We start from the raw sequence: 22,779 nt of genomic DNA, 5'->3' as shown, positions 1-22,779 counted from the left end.
ATGCCGATTGCTCTTTGAACGAGCATCGGCGGCACACCACTTACACGGTCTGCGCGTCCTGATTTTTATCATCGGCTGGGTCCAAGGGGCGCGTCCCGATGCTTTGCGCGAAGCGCAACACATAGCCGTCAGGATCAGAGATCAGGAACTGGCGGCGCCTGTCCATGCAATCGGTCTTCCATATTTCATCTTCATAGATTTCCACGAGCGGCTTTACGCCCGCCGCAAGGACCCTCTCGTATAAGCCGCGCACCTCGGGCACAAAAAATTGCAGGTTTATCCCACGACCATAAGGCCGATTCATTTCTTGTCGACGCCACGGCACCCAAGTGCCATCGAGCGTCCAGTGGGCAATCATGATCTGCGCGCCTTGCAACGATAGATAAGCATGCGGATCACACCCCCGCCGCTGCGCGACATCAAACCCAAGAATGTCGGTGTAGAACTTAAGCGAAGCCTCGAATTCCGAGCACCACAACTCCGGGACGAGCGCGTTGATAACAAAGGTCATCGTGTTCCTCCAATGGTCTAGCGCATCTCTCGTATTCCGATCCGTATTGGGGCTGCGCAAAATTCAATCCATCGCAGATGGGCACGGGCCGCGTCGGCGCGAACGACAAGATGCTTGCGCATTGTCACTCAGTCAGCAAGCATGCCCAAGCCCCATCTTCTTCTTGGTCCAAATACTCCTCCCAGCCTCCGGCCCCGCAATCACCCGCCTGACGTGTGCGCCATGAAAAAGATCGCCTGATGCCGCAAATCAATCCGGATTGCCATCCTAGGCTTGGGCCATGAGCACCTTGCCCCCGACCCGCCTTAGCCCTGCGCCGCGCCTCTCGGTCTTTGTCGATGCCGAGAATATTCCCGTGACGCACGCTCGGAGCATCCTCGATCTGGCCCGCCGCTACGGCGACCCCGACCTTTTGCGTGCCTATGGCAATGTCAGCCTTCTGCCTGATTGGGACAAGGTCGCCGGCTTTCAGTTCGTCCATTCCGGCAGCGGCAAGAATGCAACCGACATGCTGATCTGCGTTGACGCGATGGAACGCGCGCTCTCGGATCAATGCGCGGCGGTGCTCTTGGCCAGTTCGGATCAGGATTTCACCCATCTCGCCACCCGCTTGCGGGGCTATGGGCTGGCTGTGATCGGCGTCGGAGAGGCCAAGACTTCCGAGCGGTTTAGGGCGGCGTGTTCGGAGTTTCATGAACTCGTCAGCATCCCAGCCTGTGTCACGCCCGCCCCAGAACCAGCAGGTCAGAGATCCACAGATGCGCCAACAGACCTGGATCACAAGATCAGGATTGTGATCAGGTCCCATTGTACCGATAACTCAGGGTACGAGATTAATTTGCTCTCGGTGCACATGCACAAGCTGCACGGGGTCATGATCAGCAAGAGTCCAGAGAAGTCCTGGCGCGCCTATCTTGCAAAACGCCCCGCGCTCTACTCGCTCGACCCCAAAGGGCCCAAAGCCAAGGTTCGCTACAGGCCGGACGCTTTCAAGACCGTGACCGCCTAAATTGCAAAGGCTCTGTTCGAGATTTTCTCCGCTTCCTGCCAGACGCGGCTACTGGACAATCGTCTGTTCCCCATCGTTGCCCGAGCACCGACGCGATACCGACAGAATACCGACGCCGACATCACTGCCTCAAAAATCCGTCGGTGCCCCGCCCTCGGCCTTGCGGCGGGCCACGAAATCCGCCAGCTCCTCGCGCACCGCGTCGTCCATCGGCGGTGCCTCGAAACCTGCGATGATGTCCTGAAACACCTGATGCGCCCGCGCCGGTGTCCAGACGGCACCCGCCGATTCCCAGGCCTCGTAATTGCGCCAATCGCTCAGGAAGGGCTGATAAAAGGCCGTGGTGTAACGGTCCTGCGTGTGTTGGATGCCAAAGAAATGCCCCTTGTCGCCCACTTCGCGGATGGCCTCGACGGCAATCTCGTCAGGTCCGGTGGCCCATAGCATCGGGTCCATATAGCGCTGAATCTGTTGCAAAATCTCGCAATCCATGACGAATTTCTCAGGGCTTGCGATCAACCCGCCTTCCAGCCATCCGGCGGCGTGATAGACCATATGCGCGCCCGCCTGCACGGCAGACCAGAGGCTGTTCGAGGTCTCCCACATGGCCTGACCGTCCGGCACGTTCGCCGCACAGACACCCGAGGCCCGCATCGGCAGTTTGTAGAACCGCGCCAATTGCCCGGTCATCTGCGTGGCGCGCATGTATTCCGGCGTGCCAAAGGCGGGCGCGCCGGATTTCATATCGACATTCGAGGTGAAGGTGCCAATCGCACAGGGCGCGCCGGGGCGGATCAGTTGCGCCAGCACGACGGCGCAAAGCGCCTCGGCAATCGACTGCGCCACGGCCCCCGCCATCGTCACCGGCGCCATGGCCCCGGCGAGTGTAAAGGGCGTCACAACCAGCCCCTGACCGCGCCGCGCCAGACGCATCCAGCCATCCAGCATCGGATAATCATGCTTGAGCGGCGAGGTCGAGTTGATGTTGGTATACATGCGCGGGCTGGCCTCGAATTCCTCGTGGGTCAGACCCCCGGCAATCCGCACCATTTCCATCACGTCATCGACCCGCTCGGCACCCAAGCTATAGGCGTGCATCGCCTTGTCGGTCAGCGTCAGCTTGTCATAAAGCACGTCAAGGTGCCGGACGCTGGCATGAATATCCTGCGGCTCGACCGGATAGCCGCCTGCGAAATGGATGCAGTTGAAATATTGCGTCAATTTCAAGAGGTTCTGGCACATCTCGCGCGTGCCCGCGACCTTGCGCCCGATCTTCATATCCCAATAAGAGGGCGGCGAGGACACGTTGCCGAAGTTCAGGTGGTTGCCCCCGATGGTGATGGTCCGGTCCGGGTTGCGCGGTGTGATGGTCCAGCTTTCGGGGGCCTTGGCGATCATCTCCATGACGAAATCGCGGCCCATGCGGACATTCTCGCCATTGATCTCGCAGCCGCCCGAGGCGCGCAGAATGGCCACCGCCTCGGGGTTGAGAAACTCGATGCCGATCTCTTCGAGGATCCGCATCGCGCCGTCGTGAATCGCCAGCACGCCCGCATCGGTGAGCGGTTCGGTGGGCCGATCCCGGTTGATGGGAGGGTTCCACGGCATCTGCTCGATAACTGCGCTGCCGCGCCGGGCCGCCCCGCCTGCGCGCCCGCCGCTGCGTGTCCTGCGTTTGAGATCTTCGGCCATCTGATGCCCCTCCGGTGCTCGTTTGACCTCACGAAACACCGCTCGGGGCGGCCTCACATGCCGCTTAGCGACCTATGCTGTCGTTTTTGCTTTTCGCGGATCACGATTGCCGCGCCATGCGCCGCCGCCCGGTCTGCCAGAGGTAAATCGCCAGCGTGACCACCACGATGATGCCGCCCAAAAGCATCATCGGCGTCGGTCCCTCACCCGTTCCCAGCCAGACCCAGAGTGGCCCGAGCACCGTCTCCAGCAGCAGCAGCAGGCTCACATTCGAGGCATGGGTATAGCGCGACGCAAGCGACAGGGAGAAAAACGACACCGGCAGAATCACAAGGCCACAGATCGCGATCGCCCAGACCTCGCCTTGCATCATGGTCGCAGGCCCGGTCACGATCACGCCAGTGGCCCCCGCCAGCACCGCGCCCAACCCGATCACCATAAGGATCGGCACCTGCGGCTGTGCCCGCAGGATGACAAAATTCAGCGCCAGCACCATCGCCACGCCCAATCCCGCCAATGCCCCCCAGAGCGCGGCGCGGTCCAGCGTCACATCCCCATGTCCGCCGCCAAAGACCGCCAAAGCGATGCCCGCCATGACCACGACAATGGCGATCCATGTCGCCCTGCGCGTCGGTTCTCCGATGATGAGCCGTGCAAAGAGCGCCGCGAAAATCGGCACCGTGGCCACGGCAAAGAGCACGACAGCGACCGGCGCATTGGCGATGCCAAGGCTGAAGAGCGTTGCATTGGCATATTGGCAGATCACGATGCCAGCCCCATACCCACTGACCAGAACCCCCAGATCGCGTACCCTGTGCCTGGAGGTCGCGGCCCAGAAGACCATGAAAACAAGGCCCATCATCAGGCCGCGCCAGCCGACCATCTGATAGCCGCCCATGCCCGACCACCGCATGAAGAGCGCATCGGGCGTAAGCATCAGCGCGCCGAACGTCGCCAGCGCCAGACCGAACAGGGGATGTTGCCTCATGCGGTCAGCCAAGCCGGGATATGACCAATGTCAGGCAGCACGATATCGGCGAGCGTCTCCAGATCGGCGCGGCGCGCCGTGCCGGTCAGCACGCCCACGCATTGCATCCCCGCCGCGCGCCCGGCCATCAGATCGTGGGTGCTGTCGCCCACCATGACCACGCGCGCAGGCTCCAGCGCCATGGCGCGCGCAAAGGCCAAGAGCGGCCCCGGCGCGGGCTTGGCCCCATAGCCTGAATCAAACCCGGCGATGAAATCGAAATGCCCAAGCACCCCCGCCGCGCCCAGATGCGCGCGCGCGCCGTATTCGGTGTCATTGGTCATCACGCCCAACCGCAGGCCCCGCGCGGCCAACCCTTCGAGATAGGGGGCAAGCGGCACGGCAGGGGCAAGCGGTGCGGTGGCGGCGCTCAGCCTCAGGTGATCCTCGATTTCGTCCACGGCTCGGCCCGGCAAGGCGCGGCCCAGACATTCGGCGGCTTCCCGGTTGGTTCCCGCAATTATCGGGCTGGTCGGGTGAAATCGCCGCGCCTCCAGATCGTAATGCGCCTCACGGGCCATTCGTGCCATGACATCGGGGGCCCCCTTCGACAGATCGTGAATGACCCCATGCGCCCAGACGCTCCATGTGGCATGGAAATCAAAAAGCGTGCCGTCCTTGTCAAAGAGGATTCCGTCGGCGCGGCTCATGTCCAGCTCATCTGTGCCCCGCCCGGCAAGGCCGCGCGTGCCATCATCGGCGTCTCGTATTTCAAGCCCTGCGCATCGCAGAATCCCACGACCCAGGCATCGTCCATCATCAGGAAATCCAGCACCGCGCCCAGAAATTCCGGCTCGGTGGCGCGCATACGGACATCCTGTTCTGACGCCCCCGTCGCCCCGAGGAAAACCGGCAAAAGCTCGTCTTGCGCCGCGAGCCAGCCCAGCGCCTGCAAGGCAATCGTTTCGGCGGTTTCCTGCTGCATCGTGATCCCGGTTAATTTCTGGAAAGGTTTTCTTAACCTCTGCCATGGATAGTGAACCAATCGTAAAGGGCAAGAGCAAAGGCGTCGCGTCCATGTCAGGAAAAATTCTGATCGTCGACGATCTTGCGACCAACAGGATCGTGCTCAAGGTCAAACTCTGCCACGCCCACTACGAGGTCGTGCAGGCGGCATCGGCAAAGGAGGGGCTTCGCTTGGTTGCCATACAGCGCCCCGATCTAATTTTGGCCAATGCGCGCCTGTCTGATGCCACAGCGGCAGAGTTCATCGCAGCACTGCGCCACGCCGAAGGGGCGAGGGCCACGCCGGTCATGGTCCTGCAGACGACGGACTGTCCGACAGAACGCCGCGCGGCCCTAAGCGCCGGGGCGGATGACGTCCTGAGCAAACCGGTCCCCGAGGCGCTGCTGCTCGCGCGCCTGCGGAATCTCTTGCGCCAGCATCATGGGGAACAGGAACTCAATCTGCAGTTCGGTGGCGCACAGGCGCTGGGCTTTGCCGAGGCTCCTCCGGGCTTTGATGCGCCGGGCCGCGTCGGACTCATCGCCCGCACCCGAGCCGGGGCCTATGGCCTGCAAACCCTGCTCGCACGCCATTCATCCCATGTCACGACCGTGATCGACGCCGATCGCGCTCTGTCGCTCTCGGAAACGCAATCGCCGGCCGATGTCTATCTGCTGCAAATCACCGGGACCGAGGCCGAAGAGGGCCTGCGCCTCTTGGCAGAACTCAAGGCCGCACCGCGCAGCCGTGCCCGCCCGATCATCGTGTTGGTCGACGCCGATGCAGCGGCCCTTGGCGTGACCTTGCTAGATATGGGCGCTGACGACGTGATCATTGGCCACCCTGACGCGCGCGAACTGATCTTGCGCCTTTCGGCGCAACTGCGCCGCAGGCGGCGCGCCGAACGTCTACGCGCGGCACTGCGCGACGGGCTCAACGCGGCCATGCTCGACCCGCTCACGGGTGCGCATAACCGCCGCTATGCCCTGCCCTTTCTGCAACGGCTGATCGACACCAGCCATCTTTCGGGCGAAAGTTTTGCCGTGATGCTGGCCGATCTCGATTTTTTCAAACAGGTCAATGACCGCCATGGCCACGCCGCGGGCGATCAGGTTCTTTGCGCGGTCACGCGCCACCTGCGCACCCACCTGCGTGACGGCGACATGCTCGCCCGGATCGGCGGCGAGGAGTTTCTGATCGTGACCCCCGCCACCAGCCGCAGGCGCGCCCAGCGCACCGCCGACCGGCTCTGCGCCATAGTTGCACAAACCCCTATCGCAGTTGCAGCCCAGACGCCCCCGCTGCATGTCACCATCTCTATCGGTGTGACCATGGCCACGCCGATGGGTCAGCCCTCCAGCGTCGCCCAATTGCTCGAAGAGGCGGATCGCGCGCTCTATGCCGCCAAGGCGCAGGGGCGCAACATGGTCACATTCTGCGCCCGTTCCCCCGCGTGATCACCGCTCTTGTCCCAGCCGAAAGGCGCGCGGCGACTGTCCCCAGACTTCGACGAAGGCGCGGGTAAACGCGCTGCGGCTGGCAAAGCCCACCATTTGCGCCACCCGTTTGACCGGCATGCGCTGATCCACCAAGAGCTGCGCCGCACGCGCCAGCCGCAACGCACGCAGAAACCCCATCGGACCCTGTCCATAGGCGGCCTGAAACCGCTCTGCAAATCGCGACCGGCTCATGCCCGCCGCCTCGGCAAGGCTTTCGAGCGCATGAGGCGCGCCGGGATCATCGAGCATCGCGCAGAGCGCCCTCCACAGGCCCGGATCGGCCAGCGCCCCCAGCCACATAACCGCCGGGTCCCTCGCCTCGATCCGCCCGCGCAGCATCTCGATCACGCATTGCAAGAGCAGCACGCGTACCATGGCCCGCCCGCCGGTTCTCTGCTGCGCCACCTCGCCCAGCAACGTCTCCATCGCCCGTCCGGCGCCCGGTGCCGCATTCAGGTCAAGACTGAGCGGCGCACGCATGAGATCAATCAGCCCATGCGTGCCACGCAGTCCCAGATGCAGCCGCGCACAAAGCACCACCATCGTGCCCTCGCCCTCGCCGCGCGCCACGTGTTCCTCAAGATCGAGACCTGCAGGTTTGCACTCCGGCACCACTGTCGCGCCTTTGCCATTATGGCTCAGCGAATGGCGCGCACAGGACGGCACCAACACCAGCCGCCCCGGTGCAAGCGAAATGGGCGCGTGCCCTTGCAGGCTCAGATGCCCCTCCCCGCTCAGGACATAATGCAAGGTCGCGCCTGGCACGCGCCCGAGCCCGAGACTGCACATCCCCTCCAGCGCACAGAGCGCAAAGGGCTCTGGCCGGATGTCGAGCTCGCTCAGGATTCGGTCATGGGTCTCGGTGATCTGCATGGCGTGCAGCGTGCCATGACTCTTGCAGGATTGGCACTGAATTTATGCCGTGCGCCACGTATTCGGGACGCAAAGGCACATGGCCTCTGCCAAGTTCACTCTATTCAACCGCCACTCAGGAGAGAGACCATGTGCAACTGTCATGACCACAACCACGATCCGAAACTCACCCGCCGTCAGGCGCTGACCGGCACCGTGGCCCTTGCCGCCGCCGCGACCGGCCTTGCCGCCACCGGCGCCAAGGCGCAGGACAACCCCTATGCCGAGCCCGCCGAACCCGCCCTGCCGCCTAGCGACATGAAAATCGACCCCGCGCGCGTCGCGCTTGTCGTCACCGACCCGCAGAACGATTTTCTCAGCCCCAATGGCGTGACCTGGGGCGTGGTCGGTGCCAGCGTCGAGCGCAACAACACCGTCGCCAATATCGAAAGCCTGTTCAAGGCGGCCAAGGCCGCTGGCATCACCGTCGCCGTGTCACCGCATTACTACTATCCGAGCGATCACGGCTGGAAATTCGAAGGCGCGCTGGAAAAGCTGATGCACAAGATCGGCATGTTCGACCGCAAGGATCCGCTGTCGCTCGAAGGGTTCGAAGGCTCGGGCGCCGATTTCCTCGAAATCTACAAACCCTATATCAACGACGGCAAGACCATCGTCACCTCGCCGCACAAGCTCTACGGGCCAGAACATAACGACCTTGCCCTGCAACTGCGCAAACAGGGCATCGATCAGGTGATCCTCGCGGGCATGTCCGCCAACCTCTGCACCGAAAGCCATATGCGCGAATTGCTGGAACAGGGCTTTGAGGTCGCGGTGATCAAGGACGCCACCGCCGCCGCCATGCTGCCCGAGGGCGACGGCTATCTCGCCGCCCTGATCAACTTCCGCTACATGGCCAACGCCGTCTGGACCACCGAAGAGGTCGTGGCGATGCTGGGCTGACGCCCGCCGCCATTGCACCTGCCTGCCGGGGATGACAGGCAGGGCAGCCCGCGCGGATCACGGACCCGCGCGGGCATTTTCATTTGCCGCGAACCGTCGTAACCATGACCCCAAGTGGCATCAGACAGGACAGCAGCACATGACAGAGACAATGATCGGGGTAATCGGGGGCTCCGGGCTCTACGAGATCGGCGGGTTGCAAGGGGCCGAATGGCGCGCGGTGGAAACCCCTTGGGGCGTGCCCTCGGATGCGATCCTCACCGGCACGCTCGACGGGGTGCCGATGGCCTTTCTGCCCCGCCACGGGCGCGGTCATGTGCATAGCCCCACCTCCGTTCCCTACCGCGCCAATATCGACGCCCTGAAACGTCTGGGCGTGACCGACGTGATCTCTGTCTCGGCCTGCGGATCATTTCGCGAAGACATGGCACCGGGCGATTTCGTGCTTGTCGATCAGTATATCGACCGCACCTTTGCTCGAGAAAAGAGCTTTTTCGGTCCCGGCTGCGTGGCCCATGTCAGCGTGGCGCATCCCACCTGCCCGCGCCTCTCGGCAGCCTGCGCCGTCGCGGCGCGCGATGCCGGCATCACCCTGCACGAAGGCGGCACCTATCTCGCCATGGAAGGCCCGCAATTCTCGACCCTCGCGGAATCAAAGCTCTACCGCGATGTCTGGGGCTGCAACGTGATCGGCATGACCGGCATGCCCGAGGCCAAGCTCGCCCGCGAGGCAGAGCTCTGCTACGCCTCTGTCGCCATGATCACCGATTATGATAGCTGGCACCCGGATCACGGCGCGGTCGATATCAGCGCGATCATCGCCACCCTGACCGGCAATGCCGACAAGGGGCGCAACCTGGTGCGCCGCCTGCCTGCGCTGCTCGGCCCCGAGCGCGATCCCTGCCCGCATGGCTGCGACCGCGCGCTCGACTTTGCCCTGATCACCGCCCCCGAGAAACGCGACCCCGCTGTTCTGGCGCGGCTCGATGCGGTGGCGGGGCGCGTGCTGGGTTGATCGCCTCTGCTCAACTCTTCGCGCGCGGCCTGTGACACCACTGGACGCCTGCCCGCGCCACGCCCAATAAAAGGGCATGACGCATCTTATCGACAAACTCGCGGATCAAAACTGGCGCTATGCCATGGGCCGCCGCTTTGAGGCGCTGACCGATGAGATATTTCAGGTCATCCGCTGGGTTCTGGTGGTGGGCTTTGCCAGTTATCTGGCACGCACCAATGACCAGCCGATCATTCTCGTCACCTACTGGGGTCTCTCTGCGCTGCTCTTTGGCTATATCGCGTCGCGCTTTCTCTTGCGGCCCGAGATCGCCTTTCTCGGCAATCCGGCGGGGCGGTTTGGTCGGCTTGCCCAATCGGCGCTCAATTTCCTTCTCTGCATCGTGGTTTTTGGCCTCACCCTCTGGGCGATCAGCGCCCTGACCGAGGTCATTGCCCAGTATCGCACCACGCACTGAGCGCTTGCGCCTGCGCGCGCCCTGCGCCACAACCCTGCCGCAGCCAACCGGAGCCACGCCATGCCCCCCCTCAAGACCGTTCAGGACTATATCCGCACCATCGTCGATTTCCCGCATGAGGGGATCCTCTTTCGCGATGTGACCACGCTCTTTGCCGATCCGCGCGGCTTTCGCATGGCCATCGACCAGATGCTGCACCCCTATGCAGGCCAGCCCATCGACAAGGTGGCGGGGCTCGAGGCGCGTGGCTTCATCCTTGGCGGTGCCATCGCGCACCAGCTATCCGTGGGCTTTGTGCCGATCCGCAAAAAAGGCAAGCTGCCCGGCGCGGTGATCTCGGAGGAGTATCAGCTCGAATATGGCGAGGCGGTGGTTGAAATCCATGATGACGCCATTCAGCCCGGCGAACGCGTGCTTCTGGTTGATGACCTTCTGGCCACAGGCGGCACGGCGGCGGCGGGGATTCGGCTCCTCGAACGGCTGGGCGGGAACATCACCGGCTGCGCCTTTGTCGTCGATCTGCCCGACCTGGGCGGGCACAAGCGGCTGATCGACATGGGCATGGACGTCCACACGCTCTGCGCTTTTGAGGGGCTCTGAGCGCCCCTTTCATCGTTCTTCAAATACTCAAATGACAACGCCTGCCACGAAACAGGCCGCGTCCGGCTATTTCAGCGCCTCCCAAAAGAGCGCCAGATGCCGCTGGACGATTTCGCCATAGCGCCCGCTCTCGTGCAATTTGGCGAGTCCCGCATTCAGCCGGTAAAGATGCGTCGTGCCGCGCCAATGCGTCTTGGAAATCACCGCATGGAGCGCCTCGCGCGACAGCGGCTGATCGACGGGCACCACCTGACCGCGCAGCCCCATGGCCACGATCTTGGCCGCGCCCTCAAAGACATCCAGACTGACCGCATCCACCGCCCCCGCCATCAAAAGCGCAAAGCATTCCTCCGGGCTGCCGGGCTGGTTCAGGCTGATCTTGCCCTCTGCCAGCCAACGCCGGTCGGCCCGATCGAGATCATGGGTAAAACGCCCCGCCGGACGACAGAGCCGCTTGCCCAGAATATCCGCATCCTCGGTGTAGCGAAAATCGCTGTCAGCGCGCCGGAACAGCATTACCGGCAAATCCATCAAGGCCTCGGAAAAGTGAAACGCGGTGCAGAGGTCGTCTTCCGGCGTCAGGCTGCAATCCGGCTTGATCCAGGGAAAGCCCATATCATAGCGCTTTTGCCCCAAGAGCGGGCCCAGATGCTGGCTGCGATCCGGCTCCCACACGATTTCATAGGGCACCGGTGATGGGCTCAGCTCCAGCGCGGCATTGACCAACTCGGTGACCATGCCGCCGCCCGGCCAATCCTGATCGGCAAAGGGCACGTCCCCCCCGGCGGTGAGCAGGGTCAGTTCCGCCCCGCTTTGCCGCAGCGGTGTGGCATCCGGCTCGGGGTTCTCCGCAGGACAGGGAATATAGATGTCGCGCCCGGAGACCAGCGACTGAACCTGTCCCGCCAGTGTCGCCTGATTGGCGTAATAGATCAGGGTCCATTGCTCGGCATCCTCGTAATGCGTCTGGGCAATCGAGGCGAGCGTATCTCCGGGCTGAACCCGGTAGGTCACATCGCACAGCGCCTGCGCGCCCCCCGGCAAAAGCAAGCCCGCTGCGAACAGTGCAACCGTGAGGCTTCTCCGCATCGCCTCAGAACCCCGCCCAGACGCGGCTCATATGCGCGTCGATGATTTTCTGATAAGTGCCATTTGCACGTATCTCCGCGAGGCCTTTCTCGAAAACGGCCAACAATGCCGGCCCATCGGGATGCGATTTGTGAACGACCATGTGATTGCCATCGACCGAGATCGGCTGCCCCTGGGCGACGACCACACGGTCTTCAAGCCCAAGTTCCTTGATCTTGCCCCGCCCCAGAAACTCGTTCAGGACAACGCCATCAACTTCTCCCTCCACCAACAGCCGCAGGCAATCGCCGGGCGATGTGGGCGTCTTGAGGGTGATAACCCCGTTCTTGAGCCAGTTACGTCCATGCTGGTCGAAGATGTAGGTCGAATACCCGGCCGGTCGGCACAGGGTCTTGCCCTGAATATCGGCGTCAGAGGTAAAGGCCATGGGTCGCGTCTTGTCGACAAAGAGCAGCATCAGCACTTCGAACATTGACTCTGAAAACAGCAGGTTCGCACAGCGATAGGTCTCGGGATCACTCTCGCAATCTGGCTTGAACCACGGAAACCCGATATCCAGCAGCGCATTGGACAAGAGTGGTTCGTGATGCGCTGCCCAGTCATCGACCCAGTGAATGGCAAACCCCTGCTCGGGAGCGGCCGCCTCCATCGCGGCTTGCACCACCTCCGCAAGCATCCCGCCATTCGGCATCGCCTTATCCGTGAACGGCCAGAAATCGCCGCCCGTCAGAATGTTGATCTTGCGCCGGGTCGCGGCGTTGCCGGGGGCCACAACCAAGGGCGCGGCGGCGGCAAGCGTCGCCTCTGGGGCCACGGTTCCCCCGTCCAGCCCGGTGGGCGAACCGTCGATACAGCGCAGCCGCAGCCGCATACCCGCCCGGATATTGTTTGGATCTTGGCCAATCTGATCCATGTTGGCAGAGTGGATGGCAGTCCACTTTCCAGCATCCTTGTATTGGCTATCCGCAATCAGCGAGAGACTGTCACCGCGCTGTACGACGTAGCTGCCGCCACACCCCTGCGCTTGGGCTTGCCCGGCGAATACCCCGGCCAGCAGCAACACAACCCCACAAATAGCGCTCTTCATAATACAATCCCCCAGATAATGAGGGCACTAAGGCCAATCCGGCAGATTCGGTCAAGCCGTTTCCGCCTCGCCATACCGCTTTGGAGGCTCAGTGCGCGCCGCCCGACCCAATCCGAGCCGCCAGTCGCAGCGCGTGGCTCGCATCTTGGCTGACCGGCGGCAACACAGGGTCATAGCTCGCCCGGATCAGCGCCCCGATCTCGGGCCGCAGCACAACACCGCCCCCCGGCAGCACCGCCAGCGCCGAGCGGTCCTGAAACGCCCGGTCCGACCACAAAAGCATGCTTTGCACGATCTGACTCAGCGCCAATGTTTCGGCGGGCACCGCACTCAGATGCGCGTCCATCCGCAGGAACACGAAGCACGCCCGAATGGCCCCCGCCGGATCAAATCGGAAGATCCGGTACTGATTGGCCTCCGCCGCCTCCAGCCGCGCCACCAGCGGGCCGAGATCGGGGATCAGACGATCCAGCCCCGGCACCTCCGGCAACTCCTTCCAGTCGCAAAAGAAAAAGAGCATGAGGTTCGCGCCCAGTTCCGGGTCGGTCTCGGCCATCTGATGCCCGGCCAAGGCCACAACCGCCTCGACCGCGCCCTTGACCACGCTCAACGTCGCGTCATCCGTGCCGAACACCACCGGCACAATGGGCCGCCCCCAGCGGGCAAAGAGAAATTCGCCGTCCGCACGGGTAAACAGCGCCGCAATCTCGTCAGAGGTCAGGGTGTCGGTCATGGGCAGGTCTCCGATTTTTGCGCCCATGTATCAAGCCAAGTTGCTTCTCGCAAACCCGTCCTTCTTCTTGGTGAAAATACTCACCTTCAACGCCTGCCCGCGACGCGTCACTTGCCGAAAAGATCACTCTGCCCCTTTGGCCCCGGTGCGGCCAACCCCAGATGCGCCCAACCGCCCTGCGCCAACATCCGTCCACGCGGCGTGCGTTGGATGAGGCCCTGTTGCAGGAGAAACGGCTCGATCACCTCTTCCAGCGCATCGCGGCTCTCACTCAGCGCCGCACTGATGGTCTCGATTCCCACCGGCCCGCCCTGATAAGCCTCGGCAATCAGGCGCAGATAGCGCCGGTCGGCGCCATCAAGCCCCAGATGATCCACGCCAAGCCGGGTCAGCGAACTGTCTGCCAGCGCGCGGCTGATCTTGCCGCCGCCCTCAACCACGGCGAAATCCACCACCCGGCGCAGCAAACGCCCGGCGATACGCGGGGTACCGCGCGCACGGCGGGCAATCTCGCGTGCGCCGTCGGTGTCGGTGGGAATGTTCAAGAGCTTTGCGTTGCGCGTCACGATTTCGTGCAACTCATCAATCTCGTAGAATTGCAGCCGCGTCGGAATACCGAACCGGTCGCGCAGAGGGGTCGTAAGCAGGCCTAGCCGCGTCGTCGCCCCCACCAGCGTGAAGGGCTGCAACTCGATCCGCACGGTGCGCGCTGCGGGCCCTTCGCCGATCACCAGATCCAGCTCGAAATCCTCCATCGCAGGATAGAGCACCTCTTCTACCGCCGGGTTAAGGCGATGGATTTCGTCGATGAAGAGCACATCATTGCGCTCGAGATTGGTGAGGATCGCCGCGAGATCCCCGGCCTTGGCCAGCACGGGACCAGAGGTCATGCGAAACCCCACCCCCAATTCGCGCGCCATGATCTGCGCCAGCGTGGTCTTGCCCAGACCGGGGGGGCCGTGAAAGAGCGTGTGATCCATCGCATCCCCGCGCTGCCGGGCGGACTGGATGAATACCGCCAGATTGGCCCGCGCCTCGCGCTGCCCGATGAATTCGGACAGCGCCTGTGGTCGCAGGCTACGGTCCTGATCCTCGGGCAAGGCCGCGCCGCGCAATGTCGGGTCCGGTTCAGCCATGCTCTACCCTTTCGGCGCCAGCCGCCGCAGCGCGGCGCGGATCAGATCGGAGGTTGTGCCCTCGGGCATCTCGCCCGCCACCTGCGCAACCGCGCCCGCCGCCTCGCCGGGGGAATATCCCAGATTGGTCAGCGCCGAAAGGGCTTCGGCCTGTGCGCCGGGACTGGGCGGAACGGGGGTGGGTGTGACCACCGCTGCGCTTTCAATCACCTCGCCTGCATCCGGCGCAGGCGGAGCGGCAGGCGATGCCGCCCCCATCGCCATCACCATCGGCACCTTGTCTTTCAACTCGTTGACCACGCGCTGCGCGGTCTTGGCCCCGATCCCCTTGGCCGCCGTGACCGAATGCCAATCTCCAATCGCGATCGCGCGCCCCACGCCCTCTGGCCCAAGCGCCCCCAGAATGGCCAACGACGCCTTGGCCCCTACCCCCTGCACGCTCATCAGCAGGCGGTGCCATTCCTTTTCCACCAGCGTGGGAAAGCCGAAAAGCTGCAAGAGATCCTCGCGCACCAGCAAATCCGTGTAGAGCGCGGCCATCCCCCCCACGCCCGGCAGCGCCGAAAGCGTCCGCTCTGAACAATAAACGAGATAGCCCACCCCGCGCACGTCGATCAGCACATGATCCGTGCCGCGATAATCAATCCGCCCGGCGACGCGCCCGATCATGCGCTGGCCCTCGCCACTGCACGCGCCAGCACATCGCCCGAGCGCGCGTGATGCGCGTGGCAAATCGCAATCGCCAGCGCATCCGCCGCATCCGGCCCGGCCAGAACCACGCCCGGCAACTGCACCTTGACCATATGCGCCACCTGTTCCTTGGCGGCATGGCCCACGCCCACCACCGTTTTCTTGACCGTGTTGGGCGAATATTCCCCCACGCTCAGCCCGTATTGCGCGGGCACCAGCAGGGCAATGCCCCGCGCCTGCCCCAGTTTCAGCGTGCCCGCCCCGTCCTTGTTGACAAAGGTCTGCTCGACCGCCGCCGCCTGCGGGTCGAACCGGTGCAGAATATCGGTGAGTTGCTCATAGAGCGACAAGAGCCGCGCCGCGAGGTCCGGACCACTTGAATGACAGATGCCGTTGGCCACATGGCTCAGTCGGCTGCCCTCGACATCGATCACGCCCCAGCCGAGGTTGCGCAACCCCGGATCAATCCCCAATACCCGCATCTCGCTGCCCTGCTCGTTTTGATTTTTTTCAGCAATAGCACGAAACGAGAACAAGCACCAAGCAGAATGCGCGTTCACAAACTGCCCGTTTTCCCATCGCTGCGTTGCAGAAATGTCGCGCATAAGCTTGGCACGCGATCACTAGAAATTCTAAAATCGTTTTAAAACAACGTGCTTAAGCCTTGTTATACCCATGCATAAAACGCATAAGAACTATGCAATAAACTCGCCTTGCGAGAACGACAGGTGCGGATTACCTGCGGCTCAGAAACAGACACGCTCTGTCCCCTCATTCAATAGGAATAAAATCATGGCCGCTCTCGACAGCACCCGCTCTCACGCTTCTCACGCCGGTTTCGGCGCACTCTTTGCCCGCGCTTTCTCGGTTCTCGCCGCTTGGAACGAGCGTCGCGCCACCCGCGCCGCCCTGTCGCGTCTTTCGGACCGCGAACTTGACGATATCGGCCTCAGCCGTGGTGACATTGATCTGGTCGCACGCCAGATCTGATCTCGCCATGAGCTTCAAGCAATAAACCCGCGCCGGTATGCACCGCGCGGGTTTTTTCATGCGTAGAAGACTTGGCGCTCAGCGCAAGATCGGGCGCAGATAGGCCGAGAGCATCTGGCTGACCGGATCGGATTGCATCACCACGGCCCCTGCCTGTTCGACAATGCTGCCCTGCGCCAATTGCGCCAACCGATCCGCATAGAGCGGCGCGCCCAGATGCGCGATGATCACAGCCTTGAAAAAGGTAAAGCCCAGCACGAGATACAGAAGCCCACGCAGAGGAAGTCCGCTCTTACGGCGCTTGGGCCGAAAAATGATCAGCCCATCCTTACCGACTTTGCTGACATAGCCCTGAGCCAATCGAGTGCGCTTGCGGCCAATCGCCTTGAGGCGCGAGTCGAACCCTTGAAATGCTTCACTCATATCGAGACATCCCGTTATCACGACCCCCACCGCGATAAGGAGAAGGTACGTCCGAAATGTGGCAGAACCAAGGCAGCGCTCCGGATCAGCCCCAATCCTGACGCATTTTTATAGACTTTTAGATAGGGTCAGGGTGGTCCAGTCACCAATCTCTTCGCGGCACTCTACACTGTTTCCAAGCGCGCAATAAACGTCGCGCACCTCATCTGCCTGCTCGTTCAGAATACCCGAGAGAATCACCTTGCCTCCCGGCATCAGCGCCGCCGTGATCCCAGGGGCAAGAGCAATCAGCGGGCCTTTCAGGATATTCGCAAACACCAGATCATAGGGCACCGCCGCACTCAGGCGGGGATGCTCCAGCCCTTCGGCCTCGATGCACTCCACCCGCCCCTCGAGCGCATTGGCCGTCACATTGGCGCTCGCCACTTCGACCGCCACCGCGTCAATATCACTGGCCAGCATGACGCCCGGCCAGATCCGCGCCGCGGCCATTGCCAAAACTGCCGTGCCGCACCCCAGATCGAGCACCGACTGCCCGACAAAGCCCGCGTTGGCCAGCCGGTCCAGCGCCTTGAGACAGCCCTGCGTCGTGCCGTGGTGCCCGGTGCCAAAGGCCATCGCCGCCTCGATCAACAGCGGCTCGCAATCCTCGGGCACCTTGTCGGCATCATGGCTGCCATAGACAAAGAACCGCCCCGCCACCACGGGCGTGAGGTCACGCCGCACCTTGGCCACCCAATCCACCTCGGGTAATTCAGAAATGACAAAGGGCTTGGCCCCGTGCACCTTAGCCAAAAGCGCCAGCGCCACCTCGTCTGGGGCCTCCTCGAAATAGGCACCGATTTCCCACAGGCCCGAGCCATCCTCCATTTCGAATGATCCGATACCGGTCGGCTCCGGTTCCAGATGCTCCAGCGCCTCGGCCATCGCTTCGGCGTTGGCCTTTTCAGGAAGGGTGGTGAGGGCGGTATAGGTCGGCATTGATGGTCCTTCTCGGGGATAAATCACTCGGCAGGGGCGGCGACAAAGCGCGACAACACTGTCTCGTTGCCCGGTTCGGGGTGGCGCGGGATCAGCAGCGCAAGCGAGAACGAGACCACGGCCATCCCCGCTGCCCCCACGAACACCGCCGCAGGCGACACCAGCCACAGATAGCCCAAGGCCGCCGGCAGGAACACCGCCGCGATATGGTTGATGGTAAAGGCCACCGCCGCAGTGGGCGCAATATCACCGGGATCGGCGATCTTCTGGAAATAGGTCTTGAGCGCCAGAGCCAGCGAAAACAGGATGTGGTCGATCACATAGAGTGTCGCCGCCAGCACCACGCCCCAGCCAAAGAAGTAGATGCCGCCATAGGCCAGAAACACGATCGCCAACCCGGCGTATTCAAAGAGCAGCGTGCGCCGCTCGCCAAAATGAAACACCGCCTTGCCCATCAGGGGCGCGAAAATCATGTTGACCACGAGGTTGATGAGAAAGAGCGCCGTTACCTCATGCACTTCAAAGCCGAATTTCTCGACCATCATGAAGCCAGCAAAGACAATGAAGATCTGCCGCCGCGCCCCGGCCATGAATTGCAGAGCATAATAGAGCCAATAGCGCCGCCGCAGCACCATCTTCTTGAGCTGCGGATTGGGGGCCTCGAACCGGGGATAGGCGATCAGGCAGAACACCGCGACCAATGCAGTAAAGCCGCCCGACACGAGATAGACGAAATTGTAACTCAGATCGAACGCCTGCCAGGTCAACACGATCAGCACATAGGCCACCAGCGTCGCCGCCGACCCGCCCGCCATCAACCAGCCCAGCATCTGCGGCGCGCGCAACTTGTCCAGCCATTGCAATTGCAGCGATTGGTTCACTGTCTCGAAATAGTGAAACCCGATGGAACTGAGCATGGTGATCGTGAGGATCCCGCCCAGTGTCGGGAAATGCGCCGTGATCGCAGTCGCCACCCCCAAGAGCAGCAAGGCGACCAACGCCAAAACCTGCTCATGCATGAACATGATCAACGCGATCACCCCGATGGCCAGGAACCCCGGAATTTCCCGCACCGTATGCAACCAGCCGATGTCAGAGCCGTTGAACCCCGCCACCTCGATCACAAAGTTATTGAGCAGCGCCGACCATGTGGCAAAGGCCACCGGCATCGCGGCGGCCATCAGGAACAGCAGCGTAACAGGTCGTCGCCAGAATGGCAGCTCTTGCGCTCTGCCCAGGGGAAATTGCGGTTTCATATTTTCCCTTTACGCCCAAGTCGCCGCCTTGGCGAGAGGCTGCGCTATTGGTCCAATCGAAATCTTGAAAAGATTTCAACCCGTTTTCTTTTCAAGAAAGCGTCAGTAAAAACTCTGCGGATCAATATCGACCGTCAGGCGCATTTGCGCGGGCAACCGCACCTGCGCGATCCACTCGGATACCGCCGCCTGCAACGCCGCGCCCTTGGGGGCCTTGACCAGCAGCCGCACCCGGTGCCGCCCCCGGATACGGGCGATCGGTGCCGGGGCTGGGCCAAAGACCTGCGCCCCCACCGCCCGAATGGGCCCATCGCGCCGTGCAAGGGTCTCGCCCAGATCGAACACCGCCTGCATGTCGGGCGAGCTGAGGATGATTCCCGCCATCCGCCCAAAGGGGGGCACGCCCGCCTGCCTGCGGCCCTCGGCCTCGGCGCGCCAGAATCCCTCCTCGTCCCCGGCCAGAATGGCGCGGATGACGGGATGCTCTGGCTGAAACGTCTGCAAAAGGGCGCGCCCGGCGCGTTCGGCCCGCCCGGCGCGCCCCGCCACCTGCCGCATCAATTGAAATGTGCGTTCGGCGGCGCGCAGGTCAGACCCTTGCAAGCCCAGATCGGCATCAATCACCCCCACCAAGGTAAGCAGCGGAAAATTATGCCCTTTTGCAACCAGTTGCGTGCCGATGATGATGTCCGCCGCCCCTTGGGCAATCTCGACAATCTGCTCTTTCAACGCGCGCGCAGACCCGAACAAATCCGACGACAGCACCGCGATCCGCGCCTGCGGGAAAAGCGCCGCCGCCTCTTCCGCCAGCCGCTCCACCCCCGGCCCGACCGCCGCAAGCTTGCCTGCCACACCGCAGGACGGGCAGGCCTCGGGCATGGCGGCGCTCTCGCCGCATTGGTGGCACATCAACCGTTTTTGAAACCGATGCTCGACCATCCGCGCATCGCACTGTGGGCATCCGATCTGATGCCCACAGGCGCGGCAAATGGTGGTCGGCGCATAGCCGCGCCGGTTGAGGAACAAGAGCGCCTGTTCCCCCGCCGCCACCCGCGCATTCACCGCCGACTGCAAGCTGGGCGAAATCCAGCGGTTCGACGGCAATGTTTCAGCCCGCATGTCGATGGCCGCCAACTCCGGCATTACCGCCACGCCGAACCGCGCATCCAGATCCAGCCGCTCGTATTTCCCCGCTTCGGCATTGACCCAGCTCTCAAGGCTTGGCGTGGCCGAGGCCAGCACCACCCGCGCCCCACACAGGCTTGCCCGCAGCACCGCCATATCGCGCGCATGATAGAGCGCGCCATCCTCTTGTTTATAGGAGGTGTCGTGTTCCTCATCGACCACGATTAACCGCAAATTCTGAAACGGCAGAAACAGCGCGGACCGCGCGCCTACCACCATTTGCGCTCCCCCCTGCCCGACCATTTTCCAAACCCGCCGCCGCTCGGTCATGGTGACACCGGAATGCCACTCCGCCGGGCGCGCGCCAAACCGCGCCTCGACCCGCATCAGAAACTCGGCCGTCAGCGCAATTTCAGGCAAGAGGACAAGCGCCTGCCCCCCTTGGCGCAGCGCCTCGGCCACGGCCTCCAGATACACTTCCGTCTTGCCTGATCCGGTCACACCGCGCAGCAGGGTCGTGCCATATCCCCCCGCTCGCAACCCCGCGCGCAGTTGCTCTGCCGCCACCGCCTGATCCTCGGTCAGCGCCTTGGCGGGCAGGTCGGGATCAAGCCGGGCAAAGGGCGTATCGCGTGGCGTGTCCTCTTCCAGCACGGCGCCCTGCGCCACCAACCCCTTGACCACAGAGGATGTCACCCCCGCCAGATCGCTCACTTCCCTGAGCGTGAAGCCCAAACCGCCATGATCGCGCAGCACCTCCAGCACCCGCGCCCGCGCATCGGTCAGGCGCGTAGGCTCGCCCTCGCCCAGACGGTAAATCTTCTGCATCGAGGGCGGGTCGCTCAGCCCCGGCGCACGCGTCGCCAGCCGCAGCATCGCGGGCAGCGGTGTCAGTGTATAATCCCCCGCCCGGCGCAAAAATTCCTGCATCTCACCGCGCATCGGCGCCACGTCGAGCACCCGCCCGATGCTGCGCGCCTTCTTGAGGTCAAATCCGCCGCGCCCCGGCCCCCAGACCACACCCAGCACCCGGCGCGGCCCCAACGGCACCTCGACAAAGGCACCGGCCATGACCCCGCCCTCGGGGGCCAGATAATCCAGCGGCCCGTCCAAAGGCTGCGTCGTCAGCACGGCCACCAACGCCCCCTCGTCGTAAAAGTCGGGCAAGGCTTGGGTCAACGGACGGCTCCTGTTGCAAGAGGGGTTTCGGCGGACGTCCCCATGAGGTAAACGCTTCGCCAAGCAAACCCAACCCGCCACAGAGGGCCACCCCATGAAATTCTTTGTCGATACCGCCGAAACCGATCAGATTGCCGAACTCAATGATCTTGGCATGGTGGACGGCGTCACCACCAACCCCTCGCTCATCCTGAAGTCAGGCCGCGACATTCTCGAAGTCACACGCGAGATCGCCGAAATGGTTGACGGCCCGGTCAGCGCCGAGGTCGTAGCCCTCACCGCCGACGAGATGATTGCCGAGGGGCGCAAACTCGCCGCCATCGCGGGCAATATCGCGGTCAAAGTACCGCTCACCTGGGACGGCCTCAAGGCCTGCAAGGTGCTCTCGGGCGAGGGTCACATGGTCAACGTGACGCTCTGCTTTTCCGCCAATCAGGCGCTCTTGGCGGCCAAGGCCGGGGCCACGTTCATTTCCCCCTTCATCGGGCGGCTGGATGACATCAACCTCGACGGAATGGAACTGATCGCCGACATCCGCACGATCTATGACAATTACGGGTTCGAGACCCAGATCCTCGCGGCCTCGATCCGCACCGTCAACCATGCCTTTCAGGCCGCCCATATTGGCGCTGACGTGATGACCGCCCCCCCCGCCGTGATCAAGAAAATGGCCGAGCATCCGCTGACCGATCAGGGGCTCAAGACCTTTATGGCCGATTGGGAAAAGACCGGTCAGAAAATTCTCTGACCAGCCTGGCGCAGATCAGGGGCACTCTCGGGTGCCCCTTTTTCATGGTCGCGCATGCGGATGGCCGCAACGCATTATAGACAAACGAGGATTTCATGAAACGGTTTGCCCTTGCCCTTCTTGGCACGCTCACTCTCTGCGGGATGGCCCAAGCCCATAGCGTCAAGAATGACACGATCGAAGTCATCCATCCCCATATCAACGAGCCCTTCGCCGGGGCCAGATCAGCCGCCGCCTATATGGCCATCAGCAATGAGGGGGCCACCGCGATTCGCCTGATCGGCATCGAGAGCGCCGCGGCGAAAAAGATCACCCTGCACAACACCGAGCATGGCAGCGACGGTGTCGCCCGGATGCAGCCGGTTGCAGGGATCGGGATCCCGGCAGGCGAGACCGTGGTTCTGGAACCGGGCGGGCTGCATGTGATGCTGATGGGCCTGACCGGCCCGCTCAAGGCAGGGGATATGGTGCCCGCCACCTTCCATTTCGAGCCTGCGGGGCCGATTGCGGTCGAGTTCATGATCGACCCGGCGGATGGGGCGGACCATTCCAAGATGGGTCACTGACCCCCCCTGTTGGGCACCAGCATTTTTCCTCCGATCAGGCTTCTGTCGCCCCGGCCCCGAGCCGGGGCCTTTGATCTGCGTCGGCGAGGTCCCGGGTCAAGCCCGGGACGGTTTTGATTGGGCGCGACACGCCCCAGACGAAAAAGAGGGGGCACTAGGCCCCCTCGAGTCTCGCGGATCGGGTGTCATTCACTGCCCGACTGTG

The 22,779-nt window shown here is 63.0% G+C and carries 25 protein-coding genes; 9 read left to right on the top strand and 16 right to left on the bottom strand.

The annotated features are described in order from the left end of the window. Positions 1-40: 40 nt before the first annotated feature. Positions 41-511, bottom strand: a complete 471-nt coding sequence (locus tag AACZ65_RS10815) for a VOC family protein (protein ID WP_297539542.1) — start codon at positions 509-511, stop codon at positions 41-43. 280 nt (positions 512-791) lie between these two features. Here AACZ65_RS10815 and AACZ65_RS10810 point away from each other — a divergent pair, with 280 nt between their 5' ends. Beyond that, positions 792-1,520: an NYN domain-containing protein gene (locus tag AACZ65_RS10810; protein ID WP_339670703.1), complete on the top strand. Its 729-nt coding sequence runs from the start codon at positions 792-794 to the stop codon at positions 1,518-1,520. A gap of 129 nt (positions 1,521-1,649) precedes the next feature. Here the strand turns inward: AACZ65_RS10810 and AACZ65_RS10805 are convergent, their stop codons facing one another. The 4 genes from AACZ65_RS10805 to AACZ65_RS10790 all read right to left on the bottom strand — a co-directional run bounded on the left by AACZ65_RS10805 (position 1,650) and on the right by AACZ65_RS10790 (position 5,164). After that, positions 1,650-3,212, bottom strand: coding sequence for a trimethylamine methyltransferase family protein (locus AACZ65_RS10805; protein WP_339670701.1), 1,563 nt, complete (start codon positions 3,210-3,212; stop codon positions 1,650-1,652). A gap of 100 nt (positions 3,213-3,312) precedes the next feature. Next, positions 3,313-4,200, bottom strand: a complete 888-nt coding sequence (locus tag AACZ65_RS10800) for a DMT family transporter (protein ID WP_339670699.1) — start codon at positions 4,198-4,200, stop codon at positions 3,313-3,315. Beyond that, positions 4,197-4,889 (bottom strand): HAD family hydrolase, encoded by a 693-nt coding sequence (locus AACZ65_RS10795; RefSeq protein WP_339670697.1) that lies wholly within the window; start codon positions 4,887-4,889, stop codon positions 4,197-4,199. The genes AACZ65_RS10800 and AACZ65_RS10795 overlap by 4 nt, the downstream gene beginning before the upstream one ends. Then, positions 4,886-5,164, bottom strand: coding sequence for a DUF3572 domain-containing protein (locus AACZ65_RS10790; protein WP_206018431.1), 279 nt, complete (start codon positions 5,162-5,164; stop codon positions 4,886-4,888). The genes AACZ65_RS10795 and AACZ65_RS10790 overlap by 4 nt, the downstream gene beginning before the upstream one ends. A gap of 92 nt (positions 5,165-5,256) precedes the next feature. Between AACZ65_RS10790 and AACZ65_RS10785 the strand changes: the two genes are divergently transcribed. Then, the gene (locus AACZ65_RS10785; protein WP_339670694.1) at positions 5,257-6,642 is read left to right on the top strand and encodes a diguanylate cyclase; all 1,386 of its coding nucleotides are present in this window, start codon (positions 5,257-5,259) and stop codon (positions 6,640-6,642) included. Here the strand turns inward: AACZ65_RS10785 and AACZ65_RS10780 are convergent, their stop codons facing one another. Further along, entirely contained in the window at positions 6,643-7,557 is a 915-nt protein-coding gene (locus AACZ65_RS10780) for an AraC family transcriptional regulator (RefSeq protein WP_339670692.1), read from the bottom strand. It abuts the gene before it with no gap. A gap of 129 nt (positions 7,558-7,686) precedes the next feature. On the opposite strand from AACZ65_RS10780, the gene AACZ65_RS10775 reads away from it, so the two are divergent. The 4 genes from AACZ65_RS10775 (at position 7,687) to AACZ65_RS10760 (ending at position 10,571) form a co-directional block, all read left to right on the top strand. Beyond that, on the top strand, positions 7,687-8,499 hold the full coding sequence (locus AACZ65_RS10775) for a cysteine hydrolase (protein ID WP_339670690.1): 813 nt from the start codon (positions 7,687-7,689) through the stop codon (positions 8,497-8,499). 139 nt (positions 8,500-8,638) lie between these two features. Beyond that, on the top strand, positions 8,639-9,514 hold the full coding sequence (locus AACZ65_RS10770; RefSeq protein WP_339670688.1) for an S-methyl-5'-thioadenosine phosphorylase: 876 nt from the start codon (positions 8,639-8,641) through the stop codon (positions 9,512-9,514). A 76-nt stretch (positions 9,515-9,590) separates the two neighbouring features. Further along, positions 9,591-9,971 (top strand): hypothetical protein, encoded by a 381-nt coding sequence (locus AACZ65_RS10765; RefSeq protein ID WP_037270865.1) that lies wholly within the window; start codon positions 9,591-9,593, stop codon positions 9,969-9,971. Between the two features lie 60 nt (positions 9,972-10,031). Continuing rightward, on the top strand, positions 10,032-10,571 hold the full coding sequence (locus tag AACZ65_RS10760; protein WP_339670687.1) for an adenine phosphoribosyltransferase: 540 nt from the start codon (positions 10,032-10,034) through the stop codon (positions 10,569-10,571). Between the two features lie 66 nt (positions 10,572-10,637). Here the strand turns inward: AACZ65_RS10760 and AACZ65_RS10755 are convergent, their stop codons facing one another. The 6 genes from AACZ65_RS10755 to ruvC form a co-directional block, all read right to left on the bottom strand. Further along, positions 10,638-11,660, bottom strand: a complete 1,023-nt coding sequence (locus AACZ65_RS10755; RefSeq protein WP_339670685.1) for a transporter substrate-binding domain-containing protein — start codon at positions 11,658-11,660, stop codon at positions 10,638-10,640. 4 nt (positions 11,661-11,664) lie between these two features. After that, on the bottom strand, positions 11,665-12,747 hold the full coding sequence (locus AACZ65_RS10750; RefSeq protein ID WP_339670684.1) for a transporter substrate-binding domain-containing protein: 1,083 nt from the start codon (positions 12,745-12,747) through the stop codon (positions 11,665-11,667). Between the two features lie 88 nt (positions 12,748-12,835). Continuing rightward, entirely contained in the window at positions 12,836-13,507 is a 672-nt protein-coding gene (locus AACZ65_RS10745; protein WP_339670683.1) for a hypothetical protein, read from the bottom strand. 80 nt (positions 13,508-13,587) lie between these two features. Continuing rightward, positions 13,588-14,616, bottom strand: coding sequence for a Holliday junction branch migration DNA helicase RuvB (ruvB, locus tag AACZ65_RS10740; protein ID WP_339670682.1), 1,029 nt, complete (start codon positions 14,614-14,616; stop codon positions 13,588-13,590). Between the two features lie 3 nt (positions 14,617-14,619). Further along, a complete protein-coding gene (gene ruvA / locus AACZ65_RS10735) occupies positions 14,620-15,285 on the bottom strand; it encodes a Holliday junction branch migration protein RuvA (RefSeq protein WP_339670680.1) in 666 nt (221 codons plus the stop codon). Further along, positions 15,282-15,788: a crossover junction endodeoxyribonuclease RuvC gene (gene ruvC / locus AACZ65_RS10730; RefSeq protein WP_339670678.1), complete on the bottom strand. Its 507-nt coding sequence runs from the start codon at positions 15,786-15,788 to the stop codon at positions 15,282-15,284. Before ruvC ends, ruvA begins: the two co-directional genes overlap by 4 nt. A 310-nt stretch (positions 15,789-16,098) precedes the next feature. On the opposite strand from ruvC, the gene AACZ65_RS10725 reads away from it, so the two are divergent. Further along, positions 16,099-16,296 (top strand): DUF1127 domain-containing protein, encoded by a 198-nt coding sequence (locus AACZ65_RS10725; RefSeq protein WP_339670676.1) that lies wholly within the window; start codon positions 16,099-16,101, stop codon positions 16,294-16,296. 78 nt (positions 16,297-16,374) lie between these two features. Here AACZ65_RS10725 and AACZ65_RS10720 read toward each other — a convergent pair whose 3' ends face one another. From AACZ65_RS10720 to AACZ65_RS10705, 4 genes are all read right to left on the bottom strand, one after another. Next, positions 16,375-16,719 (bottom strand): hypothetical protein, encoded by a 345-nt coding sequence (locus tag AACZ65_RS10720; RefSeq protein WP_339670674.1) that lies wholly within the window; start codon positions 16,717-16,719, stop codon positions 16,375-16,377. A 108-nt stretch (positions 16,720-16,827) separates the two neighbouring features. Continuing rightward, a complete protein-coding gene (locus AACZ65_RS10715) occupies positions 16,828-17,700 on the bottom strand; it encodes a 50S ribosomal protein L11 methyltransferase (RefSeq protein ID WP_339670672.1) in 873 nt (290 codons plus the stop codon). 23 nt (positions 17,701-17,723) lie between these two features. After that, positions 17,724-18,956, bottom strand: a complete 1,233-nt coding sequence (locus AACZ65_RS10710) for an MFS transporter (protein WP_339670670.1) — start codon at positions 18,954-18,956, stop codon at positions 17,724-17,726. 102 nt (positions 18,957-19,058) lie between these two features. Then, a complete protein-coding gene (locus AACZ65_RS10705; protein ID WP_339670668.1) occupies positions 19,059-21,260 on the bottom strand; it encodes a primosomal protein N' in 2,202 nt (733 codons plus the stop codon). 94 nt (positions 21,261-21,354) lie between these two features. On the opposite strand from AACZ65_RS10705, the gene fsa reads away from it, so the two are divergent. Continuing rightward, positions 21,355-22,008 carry a fructose-6-phosphate aldolase gene (fsa, locus tag AACZ65_RS10700; protein WP_339670667.1) on the top strand — a complete coding sequence of 218 codons (654 nt, stop codon included), beginning with the start codon at positions 21,355-21,357 and terminating at the stop codon, positions 22,006-22,008. Positions 22,009-22,103: 95 nt separating this feature from the next. Continuing rightward, complete coding sequence (locus AACZ65_RS10695) at positions 22,104-22,574, top strand: copper chaperone PCu(A)C (RefSeq protein WP_339670666.1); 471 nt, start codon at positions 22,104-22,106, stop codon at positions 22,572-22,574. Positions 22,575-22,779 lie beyond the last annotated feature (205 nt).

The organism is uncultured Roseovarius sp. (genome assembly GCF_963972555.1).
GTDB lineage: Bacteria > Pseudomonadota > Alphaproteobacteria > Rhodobacterales > Rhodobacteraceae > Roseovarius > Roseovarius mucosus.
The sequence above is the reverse complement of the archived record's forward strand: the minus strand, read 5'-3'. Positions and strand labels throughout refer to the sequence as shown.

What these genes read in the sequence shown, in the direction of transcription:
- AACZ65_RS10790 (WP_206018431.1), bottom strand. Translation starts at nt 5,164, where the DNA reads ATGCAGCAGGAAACCGCCGAAACGATTGCCTTGCAGGCGCTGGGCTGG.
- ruvC (WP_339670678.1), bottom strand. Translation starts at nt 15,788, where the DNA reads ATGCGGGTATTGGGGATTGATCCGGGGTTGCGCAACCTCGGCTGGGGC.
- ruvB (WP_339670682.1), bottom strand. Translation starts at nt 14,616, where the DNA reads ATGGCTGAACCGGACCCGACATTGCGCGGCGCGGCCTTGCCCGAGGAT.
- AACZ65_RS10695 (WP_339670666.1), top strand. Translation starts at nt 22,104, where the DNA reads ATGAAACGGTTTGCCCTTGCCCTTCTTGGCACGCTCACTCTCTGCGGG.
- AACZ65_RS10775 (WP_339670690.1), top strand. Translation starts at nt 7,687, where the DNA reads ATGTGCAACTGTCATGACCACAACCACGATCCGAAACTCACCCGCCGT.
- AACZ65_RS10760 (WP_339670687.1), top strand. Translation starts at nt 10,032, where the DNA reads ATGCCCCCCCTCAAGACCGTTCAGGACTATATCCGCACCATCGTCGAT.
- AACZ65_RS10755 (WP_339670685.1), bottom strand. Translation starts at nt 11,660, where the DNA reads ATGCGGAGAAGCCTCACGGTTGCACTGTTCGCAGCGGGCTTGCTTTTG.
- AACZ65_RS10745 (WP_339670683.1), bottom strand. Translation starts at nt 13,507, where the DNA reads ATGGGCGCAAAAATCGGAGACCTGCCCATGACCGACACCCTGACCTCT.
- AACZ65_RS10750 (WP_339670684.1), bottom strand. Translation starts at nt 12,747, where the DNA reads ATGAAGAGCGCTATTTGTGGGGTTGTGTTGCTGCTGGCCGGGGTATTC.
- ruvA (WP_339670680.1), bottom strand. Translation starts at nt 15,285, where the DNA reads ATGATCGGGCGCGTCGCCGGGCGGATTGATTATCGCGGCACGGATCAT.
- AACZ65_RS10815 (WP_297539542.1), bottom strand. Translation starts at nt 511, where the DNA reads ATGACCTTTGTTATCAACGCGCTCGTCCCGGAGTTGTGGTGCTCGGAA.
- AACZ65_RS10765 (WP_037270865.1), top strand. Translation starts at nt 9,591, where the DNA reads ATGACGCATCTTATCGACAAACTCGCGGATCAAAACTGGCGCTATGCC.
- AACZ65_RS10720 (WP_339670674.1), bottom strand. Translation starts at nt 16,719, where the DNA reads ATGAGTGAAGCATTTCAAGGGTTCGACTCGCGCCTCAAGGCGATTGGC.
- AACZ65_RS10800 (WP_339670699.1), bottom strand. Translation starts at nt 4,200, where the DNA reads ATGAGGCAACATCCCCTGTTCGGTCTGGCGCTGGCGACGTTCGGCGCG.
- AACZ65_RS10795 (WP_339670697.1), bottom strand. Translation starts at nt 4,889, where the DNA reads ATGAGCCGCGCCGACGGAATCCTCTTTGACAAGGACGGCACGCTTTTT.
- AACZ65_RS10715 (WP_339670672.1), bottom strand. Translation starts at nt 17,700, where the DNA reads ATGCCGACCTATACCGCCCTCACCACCCTTCCTGAAAAGGCCAACGCC.
- AACZ65_RS10785 (WP_339670694.1), top strand. Translation starts at nt 5,257, where the DNA reads ATGTCAGGAAAAATTCTGATCGTCGACGATCTTGCGACCAACAGGATC.
- AACZ65_RS10810 (WP_339670703.1), top strand. Translation starts at nt 792, where the DNA reads ATGAGCACCTTGCCCCCGACCCGCCTTAGCCCTGCGCCGCGCCTCTCG.
- AACZ65_RS10725 (WP_339670676.1), top strand. Translation starts at nt 16,099, where the DNA reads ATGGCCGCTCTCGACAGCACCCGCTCTCACGCTTCTCACGCCGGTTTC.
- AACZ65_RS10770 (WP_339670688.1), top strand. Translation starts at nt 8,639, where the DNA reads ATGACAGAGACAATGATCGGGGTAATCGGGGGCTCCGGGCTCTACGAG.
- AACZ65_RS10710 (WP_339670670.1), bottom strand. Translation starts at nt 18,956, where the DNA reads ATGAAACCGCAATTTCCCCTGGGCAGAGCGCAAGAGCTGCCATTCTGG.
- fsa (WP_339670667.1), top strand. Translation starts at nt 21,355, where the DNA reads ATGAAATTCTTTGTCGATACCGCCGAAACCGATCAGATTGCCGAACTC.
- AACZ65_RS10805 (WP_339670701.1), bottom strand. Translation starts at nt 3,212, where the DNA reads ATGGCCGAAGATCTCAAACGCAGGACACGCAGCGGCGGGCGCGCAGGC.
- AACZ65_RS10780 (WP_339670692.1), bottom strand. Translation starts at nt 7,557, where the DNA reads ATGCAGATCACCGAGACCCATGACCGAATCCTGAGCGAGCTCGACATC.